The organism is Kiloniella spongiae (assembly GCF_001026905.1).
Taxonomy (GTDB): Bacteria; Pseudomonadota; Alphaproteobacteria; order Kiloniellales; family Kiloniellaceae; genus Kiloniella; species Kiloniella spongiae.
In genome coordinates this window covers 26,216-41,039 of record NZ_LAQL01000018.1, presented here as the reverse complement: position 1 = coordinate 41,039, position 14,824 = coordinate 26,216, and the positions used below count along the sequence as shown (strand labels likewise).

At 47.8% G+C, this 14,824-nt stretch carries 13 protein-coding genes; 9 read left to right on the top strand and 4 right to left on the bottom strand.

What is annotated here, in order from left to right; genetic code table 11:
* Positions 1–17 precede the first annotated feature (17 nt).
* The 3 genes from WH96_RS18795 to WH96_RS21595 all read left to right on the top strand — a co-directional run bounded on the left by WH96_RS18795 (position 18) and on the right by WH96_RS21595 (position 2,861).
* A complete protein-coding gene (locus WH96_RS18795; protein ID WP_047765772.1) occupies positions 18–764 on the top strand; it encodes a hypothetical protein in 747 nt (248 codons plus the stop codon).
* Between the two features lie 159 nt (positions 765–923).
* A complete protein-coding gene (locus WH96_RS18790; protein ID WP_053006140.1) occupies positions 924–2,054 on the top strand; it encodes a vWA domain-containing protein in 1,131 nt (376 codons plus the stop codon).
* 117 nt (positions 2,055–2,171) lie between these two features.
* Positions 2,172–2,861, top strand: a complete 690-nt coding sequence (locus tag WH96_RS21595; protein WP_053006139.1) for a 50S ribosomal protein L11 methyltransferase — start codon at positions 2,172–2,174, stop codon at positions 2,859–2,861.
* 60 nt (positions 2,862–2,921) lie between these two features.
* Here the strand turns inward: WH96_RS21595 and WH96_RS18780 are convergent, their stop codons facing one another.
* The gene (locus WH96_RS18780) at positions 2,922–5,216 is read right to left on the bottom strand and encodes a YgiQ family radical SAM protein (protein WP_245629512.1); all 2,295 of its coding nucleotides are present in this window, start codon (positions 5,214–5,216) and stop codon (positions 2,922–2,924) included.
* Positions 5,217–5,733: 517 nt separating this feature from the next.
* On the opposite strand from WH96_RS18780, the gene WH96_RS18775 reads away from it, so the two are divergent.
* Entirely contained in the window at positions 5,734–6,738 is a 1,005-nt protein-coding gene (locus tag WH96_RS18775) for a BMP family protein (protein ID WP_053006138.1), read from the top strand.
* Positions 6,739–6,773: 35 nt separating this feature from the next.
* Here the strand turns inward: WH96_RS18775 and WH96_RS18770 are convergent, their stop codons facing one another.
* On the bottom strand, positions 6,774–6,992 hold the full coding sequence (locus WH96_RS18770) for a hypothetical protein (protein WP_156176860.1): 219 nt from the start codon (positions 6,990–6,992) through the stop codon (positions 6,774–6,776).
* On the opposite strand from WH96_RS18770, the gene WH96_RS18765 reads away from it, so the two are divergent.
* The 4 genes from WH96_RS18765 (at position 6,972) to WH96_RS18750 (ending at position 11,928) form a co-directional block, all read left to right on the top strand.
* Positions 6,972–8,582, top strand: a complete 1,611-nt coding sequence (locus WH96_RS18765; protein WP_082130587.1) for an ABC transporter ATP-binding protein — start codon at positions 6,972–6,974, stop codon at positions 8,580–8,582. The two genes, WH96_RS18770 and WH96_RS18765, sit on opposite strands and share 21 nt — an antisense overlap.
* Complete coding sequence (locus tag WH96_RS18760) at positions 8,572–9,621, top strand: ABC transporter permease (protein ID WP_047765770.1); 1,050 nt, start codon at positions 8,572–8,574, stop codon at positions 9,619–9,621. The genes WH96_RS18765 and WH96_RS18760 overlap by 11 nt, the downstream gene beginning before the upstream one ends.
* Before the next feature lie 4 nt (positions 9,622–9,625).
* Complete coding sequence (locus WH96_RS18755) at positions 9,626–10,573, top strand: ABC transporter permease (RefSeq protein ID WP_204248251.1); 948 nt, start codon at positions 9,626–9,628, stop codon at positions 10,571–10,573.
* A gap of 62 nt (positions 10,574–10,635) precedes the next feature.
* A complete protein-coding gene (locus WH96_RS18750) occupies positions 10,636–11,928 on the top strand; it encodes an amidohydrolase family protein (protein ID WP_047765768.1) in 1,293 nt (430 codons plus the stop codon).
* Positions 11,929–12,008: 80 nt separating this feature from the next.
* Here WH96_RS18750 and WH96_RS18745 read toward each other — a convergent pair whose 3' ends face one another.
* The gene (locus WH96_RS18745; protein ID WP_047765767.1) at positions 12,009–12,467 is read right to left on the bottom strand and encodes a DUF3592 domain-containing protein; all 459 of its coding nucleotides are present in this window, start codon (positions 12,465–12,467) and stop codon (positions 12,009–12,011) included.
* Positions 12,468–12,821: 354 nt separating this feature from the next.
* On the opposite strand from WH96_RS18745, the gene ilvA reads away from it, so the two are divergent.
* The gene (ilvA, locus tag WH96_RS18740; RefSeq protein WP_047765766.1) at positions 12,822–14,084 is read left to right on the top strand and encodes a threonine ammonia-lyase IlvA; all 1,263 of its coding nucleotides are present in this window, start codon (positions 12,822–12,824) and stop codon (positions 14,082–14,084) included.
* Between the two features lie 12 nt (positions 14,085–14,096).
* Here ilvA and WH96_RS18735 read toward each other — a convergent pair whose 3' ends face one another.
* Positions 14,097–14,822 (bottom strand): sulfite exporter TauE/SafE family protein, encoded by a 726-nt coding sequence (locus WH96_RS18735; protein WP_047765765.1) that lies wholly within the window; start codon positions 14,820–14,822, stop codon positions 14,097–14,099.
* Positions 14,823–14,824: the final 2 nt, after the last annotated feature.

Genomic DNA, 14,824 nt, shown 5'->3' with positions numbered 1-14,824 from the left:
TAGCAGGAGTACGAAAAATGAGTAACATCCAAAAAATCAAAACCCTTTGCGCCATCACTTCTGGCCTGTTTGCCGTAAATTATCTGACACTTGCAACAACGCCTGTCATGGCAGAATGTGCAACTCAAGCTACGGGGCAAACTTCAGCACAGAAAAACTGCAGTCGTAACGCGTCGGCGACAACCACATCACCACGGACAGCCGCTGCAAAATCATTGTCCGTGAAAAAGACACACTACAAAGTTGCTGTACCACCTCGGCCCACGGCACCCAGAACGATTGTGCAAAAAAGAAAGAGCGTCGCACCGACCAGATCCCTGAACAAACGAAGCAATGTTCCAGTTTACGGTCTGCCCAATGGTACGCCTGACCTTGTGGTATTACCTGCGTCTGGGGGAACAAACGGTATGCCGAACACTGGATATTGCGGTAGCTGGAATGGCGGTAATCAATCTATTCGCTGGATAATCAGAAATGTCGGTTCAGGAATGGCCCCGGCGAGCGTTGTAAGCGTCGGATTTGATATTCCCCTTGGCCAACCCTGGAATGATAGTTACCCAACGCAACAAAGCTTAAATGTTCCCCCACTCGCCCCTGGACAACAATTTTTAATGTCACACCCAATTAATCCAGTATCTTGGTCACCAACAGCCCACCCATTGGTAAGCTTTGGCTTTTTTGCCGATTATCATGCGAGCATTGATGAGGTTTCCGAAGCAAACAATCATGTGGAATACGCTCGCTGTTTGGGACCTGCCACATAAACTCAGTGTTTTATAAACTGCCAAATAAGGCCGTGGGGCTATCCTGCGGTCTTATTTGTACCTCAAAGTAACCTTTTCTTGCCTTTTTCCTCTCCCTTTTACACCACAATAATCCCGCACCCTGAAAACTTATTCTCACAAAAAGATAGGAACGGTCTGATGAAAAAATCAGTACGCGGATTAACGACAGGGCTTTTGACATCAACAGCACTTTATGGGTTTTCGTCTCCCCTATTGGCCTCAACAGCATTTGCAGACAATCAAAACGGTCAACCACGCATAGAAGTCGCTTTTGTTCTGGATACCACCGGCTCCATGGCCGATCTGATTGATGGGGCAAAGCGAAAGATCTGGTCCATCGCCAATACCATCGTGGATATTCATCCCGATGCCAACATCGAAATGGCGCTGATCGGCTATCGCGACATCGGTGATGATTACGTTATCAAGTCCTATGACATGAGTCCCGATATACAGGGTCTCTATGGTAATCTGGTTCACTTTCAGGCCAATGGTGGTGGTGACACCCCAGAGGCAGTAAACGAAGCCCTTGATGCTTCTGTTCGCCAACTGGACTGGACAGAGGGTGAAGATACCCAACGCATTGTTTTCCTTGTCGGGGATGCCCCGCCGCATATGGATTATGAAAACGCGCCGAAATACCCCGAGGTCATCAAAGCTGCCCGAAAAGAAGGCATTATTGTCAATGCAGTACAGGCCGGCGGCGATAGTGAAACCAGAAAGATCTGGAAAGAAATCGCCCAACTCGGTAACGGGCGCTATATCCCTATTCCACAGGACGGCGGGCAAATCAAGATTATTGAAACCCCTTTTGACGGTGATATCATTATCCTGCAAAAGCGTATTGATGAAACCGTGATTGCCTATGGATCAGAAGAAGAACAATCAGCTGTGCAGGATAAAATGGAGTTAAAAGAAGCAGCCCCAAGCGCTGTACAGGTGGAAAATTCCAAGTTTTATTCCAAACGCTCTTCGGTCAAGGAAGTCATAACAGGTGGTGGCGATTTGGTTGCCGATATCAAAAACGGTGTAGTCAAGCTTGAGGCAATAGAAGACAGCGATCTGCCAAAAGAATTGCAAGGAAAACCTGATCAGGAAAAACAGGCCTATATAGATGCCAAGCTAGCGGAACGTGAACAGCTTGAAAAAAGCATGAGCAAACTGATCACAAAGTATGATGCCTACGTTGCCGAAAAAGCAAAAGAACAAGGCAAGACGGACTCATTTGATCAGGCTGTTCAGGAAACCCTGAAAAAACAGTTGTATTAAACTATACGTGATTGGGGGTGATAAAGCTGAATTCATCCCCATATGCTATAATGAACAAATTAGAACAATCGAAGGTCAAGAATAAATAAAGCGGATCAACAGCATCGGTGATTTTATATGAAGAAATTCAGCGCGGGATTACAGGAACTCACCATTCTCGAAAACGAGAAAATTCGTGTCACACGCTATTCTGAATTTCTTCTTCTCTATCTGGAAAACTTGGAATTTTCGCAACAGCGGATTTGCGATTTTGGCTGTGGTACCGGGGTACTTGGTATCTATGCAGCAAAACGTGGGGCGCACTCTGTAACCGGATTTGACATTGATCCCGATGCGATAGATTTGAGCAATAGAAACATTGACCTAAATGATTGTTCTAACTTTCAACCTTATTTGATTACGGATCATGGTATTGATGAAAAGTACGACCTCATTATTTCTAACCCCGCCTCTCTGCCCACCGTAAAAGCATCAGGGAAAGAATTTTTCAGCGGCGGGATCTATGGCATTGATATGATTCAGGATCTTTTTAATTTCAGTGCCCGGCATCTCCAAAAAGACGGGTGTATATTCTTTCTGCAAACCAGCCTGTCATCCATTAACAAAGCTGCAAACTACGCCCATGACAAAGGCTTCAACTATAAAATAATCGGCGTTTTTCAAACCGAAATCAGAGGCCACTATCAGGAATTCTGGCACCGCGTCGAACAAAACCAACGCACAGGCGATGCCCATTTCGTCGAAATCAACGGTGTCCATTCCGAGATCGTTTATTTGATCGAGGCTAAGTATCGCGACCTGCCCTAAACAAAAAAGGCCTGGAATGTTGCTATCAACATTCCAGGCTTTTCATTCATTAAATCCGGCTTAGCTCCTGATACGTCTGCGCTGGCCTGACGGTTTGCGACGAGCGGGTTTGCCGCCGGGTTTCGCCTTGCCATGTGCTGTTGCACCGCGAGCAGGACCGTCTGAAGCTGCCCCAGCAGAAGACGATGCAGGCCCTTTATCTTGTGCACGACGGCGTCCCTGCCCAGCATGGGTGGTAAAGAAAGCCTTTCCACCGCTGTTGCCGTCTTTCTTTTTCGCATAACCTCTGGCGCCTGGTTTGTTATCGCCCGTGCCAATAGGTTGGTGTGCGGGGACCAGATGTTTTTTACCTGGCCCGATAAGATCGGCGCGACCTAGATTTCGCAGAGCCTCACGCAAAACAGGCCAGTTTTCAGGGTCGTGATAACGCAGGAAAGCTTTGTGCAATCGACGCTGTTTCATGCCCTTTGCCGTATGAACGACTTCACCACTGTGACGACGGATCGGACGCAACGGATTGCGCTCACTGTGATACATCGCTGTGGAAAGCGCCATCGGGGATGGAATAAAGTTTTGAACCTGATCAGCTCTAAAGCCATTTTGCTTGAGCCAAACAGCAAGGTTCATCATGTCTTCGTCTTCGCAGCCCGGGTGTGCGGCAATGAAGTAAGGAATGAGGTATAGCTCTTTGCCCGCTTTTTTTGCAGCGGCATCGAACATGGACTTGAAGCGGTCATAGGTGCCAATACCCGGCTTCATCATCTTGGAAAGCGCGCGTTCTTCGGTATGTTCCGGCGCAATTTTTAGATAACCACCGACATGATGGGTTACCAGTTCCTTGATATAGGTCGGGCTTTTGACCGCGATGTCATAACGAAGGCCGGACTGGATAGAGATCTTTTTGACGCCCTTGATATCGCGCGCCTTACGATAAAGCTGGATCAGGCTTTCGTGGCTGGTATCAAGGTTTTTACAAACGTCAGGATAAACACAGGATAGGCGGCGACAGACCTTTTGAATTTTGTCATCCTTACAGGCCATGCGATACATGTTAGCCGTCGGCCCCCCCATATCGGTAATCTGCCCGGTAAAACCATCAACCTTGTCGCGGATATCTTCGATTTCCTTGAGGATTGATTCTTCGGAACGACTTTGAATAACCCGTCCTTCGTGCTCAGTGATAGAACAGAAAGAACAGCCACCAAAACACCCGCGCATGATATTCACGGAAAAACGGATCATGTCCCACGCGGCAAGCTTGGCATCACCGTAAACCGGATGTGGCGCACGGGCATAGGTCAGATCGAACACGCCATCCATTTCAGGCGTGGTCAGCGGGATCGGCGGCTGGTTAATCCAGATATCGCGATCACCGTGTTTTTGAACCATGACACGGGCATTACCTGCATTACTTTCCAGATGAACAACCCGGGATGCCTGTGCATACAAGGCCTTATCTGCAATAACTTCTTCATAAGACGGCAAGCGTACAGCGGTTTTATCTTTGTCAGCTTCACGCAGTTTCTTACGGGCTTCGGCACGATCAGGGATATGATGAAGATCATTATCGTCATCAATGTCCGTCATATCCGCAACGGTCCAACCTTCGGGGATTTCCTTGCGGGCTACAACTGTACCGCGGATATCATCAATATCCTTTGGCGCTTCCCCCGCTGCAACCCGGTGGGTCAGATCAACAATGGCGCGCTCTGCATTTCCATAAAGCAGAATATCCGCCTTACTATCGATCAGAACAGAGCGACGAACTTTGTCAGACCAATAGTCATAATGGGCTGTGCGGCGTAGGGAAGCTTCGATACCACCAATAACAATCGGCACATCCTTATAAGCTTCGCGGCAACGTTGAGAATAGACGATAACCGAACGATCCGGGCGTTTGCCGCCCTCATCATTCGGTGTGTAGCTGTCATTATGACGGACGCGACGATCAGCCGTATAGCGGTTGATCATTGAGTCCATGTTACCGCCGGTTACACCGTAATAAAGATTAGGTTTGCCCAGCGCCTTGAAAGCATCAGCATTTGACCATTCGGGCTGTGCAATGATGCCAACGCGAAAGCCTTGTGCTTCGAGAAGTCTTCCCATAATCGCCATGCCGAAACTGGGATGATCCACATAAGCATCGCCCGTGACGATAATAACGTCACAGCTATCCCAGCCAAGCAGATCCATTTCCTCGCGAGACATGGGAAGGAACGGGGCAATGCCAAAACGCTGCGCCCAGTACTTACGATAGGAAAAGATATTCTTGGCTTCACTACCAGCTTCTTTCCCGACAACATCACGGACTGTACTCTTGGCTTCATTCTTGGCTACATTGCAGGCTTGGGACATAACTTGGCCTTCGCTAATTTCTCTCTGACGATGAATCGCGGTCGTTGCCGCCCGGCCAATATAGCATGATCCTTATACAATAAGATCAATGCCCAGCCATAAATATGTTGCCCTCTTTTAACTACTTGAGCGCTTAGGTCAAGTATTCCCGTTTATTTGCCCCGCAGATCAGCCATCTCTTTTTGGAAGAGCTTGAAACTAAAACGCTGATAAAATTGACATATTAACAATATGACGATAAGTAAATCACACTTAAACCAAGTACAGAGTTCAAAACATCTCAATATTTTTCACTGTTTTATTTGACCAAGTGATAAAAAAAATTTAGCATTTGATCAGCAGTTTAAAAGAGGTGGAACAATCTGCCCTGACTGTAGAAGTAAAGAGCTCTGTACAAGTCGACTAACAGGAACAACAGTTCCTGAAAGCAAATAAACAACGACTAACGGTGAAATACCGATCTTGTATTTGGGCGCTTTCAGAGCTGTTTTACATCTATCCAGGGAGGGATTTCATCATGACAGGTTTATCCAGAAGAACCGTTCTTGCGCTTGCCGCAGCAGGCTTGGCAAGTGCTACGCTAGGCGCAACAGGTGCCTTTGCAAAGACCATTAAGGTCGCAGGCATCTACACGCAGCCTATTCAACAAAAATGGGATGCACGCCTTCACGAGGCTTTAGTTGCCGCAAAAGAAGCTGGCGAAATCGAATATGTCTTTTCAGAAAAAGTCGCCAATACTGACTACGTTCGCGTCTTGAGAGAATATTCGGAAAGCAAAGTCGATCTGATCGTCGGGGAAGCCTTTGGCATTAGCCGCGAAGCCCGCAAAGTTGCAGATGATTATAAAGATGTTGCCTATTTGATGGGCGATCCCTTTAAACCGCATGGTGATAACTTCTCTGTCTTTGATAACTATATTCATGAACCCTGTTATCTCATGGGTATTCTGGCCGGAAGCATGAGCAAATCAGGCAAAATCGGCATGGTCGGGGGCTATCCAATCGGCGAGGTCAACCGTTTATTCCACGCCTTTATGGCCGGTGCAAGATCCGTAAACCCGAATGCACAGTTCAAAGTGAACTTTATCGGATCCTGGTATGATCCACCGAAAGCAAAAGAAGCCGCCTTTGCCCAGATCGAAGCAGGTGTTGATGTTCTCTATGCTGAGCGTGCAGGTGTTGTAGATGCGGCACGGGACAAAGGCATTCTAGCCTTTGGTAATGTGAACGATATGAACAAGGAAGAAAATGGTAAGGACGTTGTTGTCACCTCTGCCCTTTGGCATATGGAATCAGCAATCGGACATGCCATTAGCCAGGTAAAAGCGGGAACCTATTCTGCTGCTGATTATAAAGAATGGACCATGATGCAAAAGGGTGGAGCTTCCCTCGCCCCTTATTATGAGTTCGACGATAAGATACCAGCAGATGCCAAGGCTAAGGTCGAACAAGTAAAAGCAGATATCCTCTCGGGTAAGTTTGTTGTTGAGATCAACGATAACGAACCCAAATCGACCTATTAGCCACCTTTCATCCCCGATCTTGTTCTTTCCTCAAACTATTTGGGGGGATCGGGGATTTTTTTGAAGGATAATTTATCAGTTTTCTCTTCGAAAACGTATTTAGGCGAATAGACAAAGATGTAATTATTATTGATACTTAAGCCTTGTTTGAGTATCAATCCAAGAATCATCCAAGCTTTTCTTCTTTCGGCTATTTCAAGACAATTCTGTTCTTGCATTTCTTGAGGCATAACATGGCTTTGCTTGCCTTTCATAACATTACCAAACGCTTTGGCTCCCTTACCGCCAACGACGATATTTCCTTTTCACTTGATAGAGGTGAAGTCATTGCTCTGCTCGGGGAAAATGGCGCAGGAAAAACGACCCTGATGAATATCCTGTACGGTCACTATACAGCTGATAAAGGGTATATCGAAGTCGATGGACAGAAACTTCCCGCCGGGCAAACCGATGCCGCAATCAATGCCGGGATCGGCATGGTACACCAACACTTTACCCTGGCAGAAAATCTGACCGTCCTTGAAAACATTATGTTAGGGACAGAGAGCCTGTGGTCTCTTGGACAAAAACGTGCTCCCGCCAAAGAAAAGCTGGCACAGATGTCAGAGGATTACGGCCTAAAGGTTGATCCCGATGCTCGTGTCGCAGAGCTGTCTGTCGGGGAACGTCAGCGGGTGGAAATTCTAAAAGCACTCTATCGGGACGCCCGGGTTCTGATACTGGATGAACCTACAGCAGTTTTGACACCACAGGAAGCCGACAGCCTGTTCAAGACTTTAAAAAGCCTGACCAAAGAAGGCTTTGCCATTATCTTTATTTCTCACAAACTTCACGAAATTCTTGCCATCAGCACGCGGGTAGAAGTGTTACGCCGTGGAAAAATTGTTGGCAGTATTGAAACAGAAAAAGCCGACCGAAAACTATTGGCCGAAATGATGGTTGGCCGCACTGTTGAACGCCCGGTTCTGGAACAGATGGAAACCGGAAAGCCAATTGTCGAGCTTGAAAATGTCACCGTAGAAGACAAAAGCAAAGACGCCAGCGGTGTTCCCAAACTCAATAAGGTTAGCCTTACTGTTCACCAACATGAAATCGTCGGCATTGCCGGGGTCGCCGGAAACGGTCAATCAAGCCTTGCCGATCTTCTTTCCGGTCTGGAAAAGCCCGATGCAGGTACCTTTACACTCCTTGGTCAAGAAGTGACCAGCGCCTCGCCCGCCGATATTGTGCATCGGGGCGTTGGGCGTATCCCCGAAGATCGCCATAGTTCGGGCGTTGTTGGCGATATGATGCTGTGGGAAAACCTCATCAGCGAAGACTTGCGACATGCCCCCGTGTCAAAAGCGGGTGTTTTAATCGATCGCAAGGCCTGTCTTGAACGGGCCAATAAACTGATCGACGCTTTTGATATCAGGTGCGAAGGGCCCGAAGCAGAGACCAAACTGCTTTCCGGCGGAAATATGCAGAAACTTATTCTCGCTCGTGCTCTTTCCCCAAAACCGGGTTTCATCCTCGCCAATCAACCTGTGCGTGGTTTGGACGAAGGGGCGATTGCTTATGTGCACGAACAACTTCTGGCCGCAAAAAAACGCGGGGCAGCCGTTCTCCTGATTTCCGAAGATCTGGATGAGCTCTTTGCCCTTTGCGACCAAATTGCCGTTATGTATCACGGCACTTTGACCCAAAGCTATGACGCCAAAACACTGACTATCGCAGAGGTTGGCTTGATGATGGCCGGACAACAATCCAAGAATACAAATCATTCAGAGCAACCTCACACTGAAAACTCAAGTCATTCAGAAACAACAAATTCAGGTAACGAGGAACACCCCCATGCAAATTGAACCTCGGGAACATATCGCCCCCTGGCGTATTGCCTTGGCACCTGTTGCCGCTGTTTTTGTGTCTTTATTGATTGGATCTGTCCTGATCCTGTGGGTCGGTGCCCCCGTGCTTGAAGCCTATGTACTTTTGGTAAAAGGCGCCGTTGGGTCCAGCTTTGCCCTGACGGAAACACTAACACGCTCAATTCCGCTAATTTTCACCGGACTAGCTGCGACAATCGCCTTTCGCGCCAAGTTCTACAATATCGGGGCTGAAGGACAGCTTTATTGTGGGGCCTTGGCAGCAACATTTTTTGGTACGGGCCTCATCACTCTTCCGCCCTTGTTAATGATCCCATTCCTGATGCTCGTCGGGGCCTTGGCCGGGGGAGCGGCCCTTGCCGTGCCTGTTATGCTCAAGACCCACCTGAAAGTGGATGAGGTTGTCACAACCCTTTTGCTCAATTTTGTGATCCTGCTTTTTGTCGGGTACTTTTTGGAAGGCCCCTTGAAAGACCCCATGTCTATGGGCTGGCCACAGGCTGAACCTATTATTGACGAAGGTCTTTTTCCAAGCCTTGTTGATAAAAGCCGGCTTCATTTCGGCTTTATCTTTGCCCTTATCGGATCGGTCCTTTGTTGGGCCATGATGCGCTTCACCGTATGGGGGTATGAAATCAGAGCTGTCGGACTTAATGCTTCTGCCGCCAAGTTCGCGGGTATTAACGTAAACGCCACTGTAATCCGCACCGCCCTGATCAGTGGCGGATTTGCAGGTATTGCCGGGGTCAGTGAAGTCGCGGGACTCAAGGGCTATCTAACGCTCGACATTTCCCCCGGGTTTGGCTACACAGGCATTGCCGTTGCCATGTTGGCGCAACTCAATCCGCTGGCTGTGGTCCTCTCGGCGCTTTTCATTTCCATGATTTATGTCGGCGCAGATTCCATGAGCCGGGCGATTAATATACCGACCTATATCGCAGATGTACTTGTCGGCCTTTCCGTTCTTTCCATACTTGTAAGCGTGATGCTAACCCGCTACCGCGTGAGGTTCAGATAAAGCCATGATGGATATTCTTGAAATACTCGTTTCAGCTGGCTTTTGGGCGGCAACAATTCGGATTGTAAGTCCCCTTATTCTTGGCACACTCGGTGAACTTATCTGCGAACGGGCTGGTGTTCTCAACCTTGGGATTGAGGGTATTATGACTATGGGGGCCATGTCTGGATGGATGTGGGTCTATATGGGCGGCGATCTATGGACAGGGGTTATGTTTGCTGCCTTTATGGGGCTGATGTTCGGCTTACTCCACAGCATATTCACCGTTTATCTCGGACTTTCCCAGCATGTGACCGGGATAGGTATCACTCTCTTTGCCTCTTCGCTCAGCTATTACGTTTATCGTATGCTGCTACCGGATGCGACCACGCCACCGAAGATCGAACCTTTCCAAATCTATGAAGTTCCTTTTCTATCAGAAATTCCGGTTATTGGCGAAGCACTCTTTAGCCAGACACCCCTGACCTACCTTGCTCTGATCCTTGTGCCTGTTGTCTGGTATGTACTTTACAAAACACCGCTTGGTCTCGCCGTACGCATGGCAGGAGAGAACCCCATGGCAGTCGAAGCACAGGGCATTAACGTACTTTCTATCCGCACAGGGGCAGTTATGGTCGGTAGTGCCTTTATGGCTGTGGGCGGCGCCTTTATTACCATGTCTGCCTTTGATGCTTTTTTCTTTGGTATGATTAATGGTCGCGGGTGGATTTGTATTGCATTGGTTATCTTTGCGTCGTGGAAACCGGGCAAAGCCCTGATAGGCGCACTTCTGTTTGCCGGGCTTGATGCCTTACAGGTACGTGCACAGCAGACATCAGGGGCTTTAATCCCCTATCAATTCTTCCTTATGATGCCCTATATTCTCAGTATCGTTGCAATGGTGATCATGGCCCGTAAAGCCAGCTATCCCAAAGCACTATTGGTTCCCTTCCGCAGAGGCGAGCGGACGTAAGGCGAAGCGACATGATGTCGACACCTGATTTCGACAGATATATTTAACTAACGGAAATTCCCATGTTTGATCTCATTATAAAAAACGCCCGACTTGCTGATACTACGGATGCAAAAAACAGCGTTGATATCGCCGTTAAGAATGATCGTATTGTCGAAATCAATCCAAACATTACGGACGGCATTGTCGAAGGACAAACAGAGATCATTGATGCCAGGGGCCATCTGGTCACAGCGCCCTTTATTGATCCGCATTTCCATCTTGATTCCACGCTCAGTCTTGGCCAACCCAGATTGAACGAAAGCGGGACACTGCTGGAAGGCATTCAGCTTTGGGGGGAACTAAAACCTCACCTAACCCATAAAGCAATCAAAGAACGTGTGCACGCCCTCGCCCGCTGGTCCATTGCCCGTGGCACCTTGGCGATACGCAGTCATGTGGATACTAGCGACGACCGCCTGCTTGCAGTTGGCGCACTGTTGGAAGCAAAAAAAGAACTCGCCCCCTGGATTGATATCCAGCTGGTTGCCTTTCCACAAGACGGGTATTTTCGATATGAAAAAGCAGCAGAGAACCTGAAGCGTGCCTTGGATATGGGCGTTGATGTCGTTGGCGGCATTCCCCATTTCGAACGCACCATGGATGACGGCGCCCGTTCCGTAAAGGCACTGTGTGAAATTGCGGCGGACCGTGGCTTGCTGGTTGATATGCACTGCGATGAGACCGACGACCCCATGTCCCGTCATATCGAAACACTGGCCAGTGAAACAGTACGTTTGGGGTTACAGGGCCGTGTCGCCGGATCTCATCTGACATCCATGCATTCCATGGATAATTACTACGTCAGCAAGCTCCTGCCCCTGATCAAGGAAGCTGGCATCACAGCAATCCCGAACCCACTGATCAACATCACGCTACAGGGGCGGCATGACAGTTATCCGAAACGACGCGGCATGACACGGGTCAAGGAAATGACGACCGTGGGTATTAACGTCGCCCTTGGCCACGACTGCGTTATGGACCCGTGGTACAGCTTTGGCAGCCACGACATGCTCGACGTCGCCCACATGGCAACCCATGTCGGTCAAATGACGGGCGTTGCAGAAACCAAAGCCATGTTCAAAGCCGTTACTGAAAACTCTGCCAAGGTCATGCATCTGCCAGATTATGGCATCGCCAAAGGCAACTTTGCTGATCTGGTGATCTTACAAGCTCAAGACCCTATCGAAGCCATCCGTCTGCGCCCTGCCCGCATGTTTGTCATACGCCGCGGGAAGGTTATCAGCACAACAGCCCCGGTTGAGGCACAGCTTAATCTCGATGGGAAAAAGGAAACGGTGAATTTTCTTAGATAATTGCAACAGAGCCCTTTTTCATTATGTGTGAATGATGGCAAGGCGGGCTGAATCATAGCCCGACTTAAGGTACGTCGAAGTTACATAGCGAACCAAAATACAATCACTACAATCGCGACTAACAGAAATATTCCACCAATTCCGGTTAATGTCGGTACGATCAGGTAGGATTTGCGAGGCAAGGCAGGATTATAGAATACAGTAACGTGGTCGCCTTCATGCCTTTGGATACCTTTCTTCTGCCATTTCGCCATTGTGGTTCCAGTGGCGCGCAAAATGAACGGGCTTAACCGCTCGCCGGTATAGGGTGTGTCGTCGACGGAATATTCATACCTCACGCGTGCCGTGTGCATTCTCTCATCATAGCTTCCAATACTCGAAACTCCGTCTTCTGTGAGCTTTCCTATCGTCTGAGGCCAGCGGCGTATGCGAAAACATGTGGTTATGCTAACCATCCCCATGAGCAAAACATAGGCAATACACGCAGACAGAACCGCGTAGAGTTCCCCATTAAGTAAGTCAGTCCAGAATTCTTGCATGTATTAATTTACCTCGATTTTTTTTCAACGGAGCCCAGGAGAGTACTTTTACTCGTCATATTTTAATTAAACATTCAAAAAATTCTCCTTGGGTCGAAAGCAGAAACTGCGATAAGAAACTAAGCATTATAGAAACCAACTCAAAATACACCCTTTAGCATAACATTTGCGGCCTACAAACAGTGCCTGTTTCTTGATGTTAAAACTCTTTGATTATTGAAGATAATAACTGATGAGCAGACAACGCCTTCACAGAGTTACCGCTTTTGCATGAGAGCTATTCGCATATACCCTATACAAAAACTCTAAGAGCGCGTATAGAAATAGCTGTTGTTCTTCAAGGGTTAAGAGATAATGACTGCATTCAAGAGTTCCGTACAGAAAGCGCGGCAGAATATTTCCACTGTTTTTTCGGAAACACCGCTACAGCATAACCGTTTTCTGTCGGATAAATACGACTGTAACGTTTATCTGAAACGCGAAGATCTGACCCCGGTTCGCAGTTATAAAATCCGTGGGGCTTTTAACTTTTTCAGCAAGGCGCTTGAGAAGGGTCATAGAGCAACAGATGACCAACAATTTGTGTGCGCTTCTGCCGGAAATCATGCGCAGGGTTTTGCCTATACCTGCAACCACTTTAAAAAGCGCGGCACGGTCTTTATGCCGACCACTACGCCGCAGCAGAAAATTCACAAGACACGCGCCTTTGGCGGTCAATATATTGATGTGAAACTGGTTGGCGATATCTTTGACGAGGCTTACGAGGCCGCCCACAGGTTCGCCGATGAAGAAAATGCCTTTATGGTGCCGCCCTTTGACCATCCGGATATCATAGAAGGACAGGCGACCATCGGGCTGGAAATTATGGAACAGTTGGGCGGTGCACCCCTTGATACCCTGATCATGCCAACGGGTGGCGGTGGCTTGGCCGCAGGTGTGACCCAATACCTTAAAGAAACATCCCCCGACACTGATTTCTGGTTTGTTGAACCCGAAGGCGCACCAAGTCTGAAAGAAAGTCTCACCGCTGGTGAACGTATCAAATTAAAAAGCGTTGATAACTTTGTCGATGGTGCTGCCGTTGCCCTGATCGGGGAATATAACTTTGAGGCTCTCAGGGATTTCCCTGCAGATCGCGTTCTCCTTGCGCCCGAAGACCGCCTCTGCGCCACCATGATCACCATGCTCAATATCGAAGGCGTGGTGCTGGAGCCCGCCGGTGCGCTGACCATTGATATTCTGCAATCCCTTGATCCCGAAAGTATCAGAGGCAAAAATGTTGTCTGTGTTACCTCTGGCGGGAACTTCGATTTTGAACGCCTGCCTGAAGTCAAAGAACGCGCCCTGAAATACGCGGGCCTCAAAAAATACTATGTCCTGCGCATGCCCCAGCGCCCCGGTGCGCTGAAAGATTTCCTCTTCCTGCTCGGCGAAGATGACGATATTGCACGTTTCGAATACCTGAAAAAATCCGCCCGAAACTTCGGCTCTATCCTGATCGGTATCGAAACCAAAAACCCAAAGAATTTCGAAACTTTAATGGAAAAATTCCACGAAAACGGCATCCAGTTTCAGGACATCACCAACAATGAAATCTTGGCTAATTTCTTGATTTGATTATGAGATAACTCACCACAAGCCTAATACAATCAGATAAAGTCCGACTAAAGTAGTTACGAACCGAAAGGCAGACCGAAAAAAAGTTTCTGGTACTTTACGAACAAATATAACACCGACACCAGTGCCAATGATCCCACATAAACCAAAAATTAAAAGAATAGGGATGTACTTTAGAGGTAAAAAAGCCAATACGGAAAAACCAATAACTTTAGTGAAATGCTGAAATGACATACAGGCAGCATCAGTTCCAAGAACAGCTTCACGCTGCCCCCTTGATGCTGCAATATATGTAAAAACTGCGGGGCCTGTTGCTCCGACAAAAACAGTTAAAACACCCGTAACTAATCCAATAATAAAATCCAGATACGATACAGCTTTACCCCCGATAAACTCTTTATAGGGAATATAATTATTAAAAAGAACAAAGCTACCGATAACAATAAGTAAGATACCTTCATCAATTTGAAAAAAAACACTAATCACAGCACTGGTACCGATTATAGAACCAAGACAAAAACGCAGGACAAAAAGCCAGTCGACCGAAGATCTGAACTGGTAAAATCGTGTCAGGCTGGATGTTCCAGAAATTACAGCATGTACAGGAATAGAGACTTGCGGTGGTAATAATGATGCGACTAACGCCAATTGAATGCCGCCCGTTGGGCCAATAGCAGCATTAAAGGATGAGACAAGGAAAGTCCCTATCGCAATGATAACAACGACATGAACGTCCACTT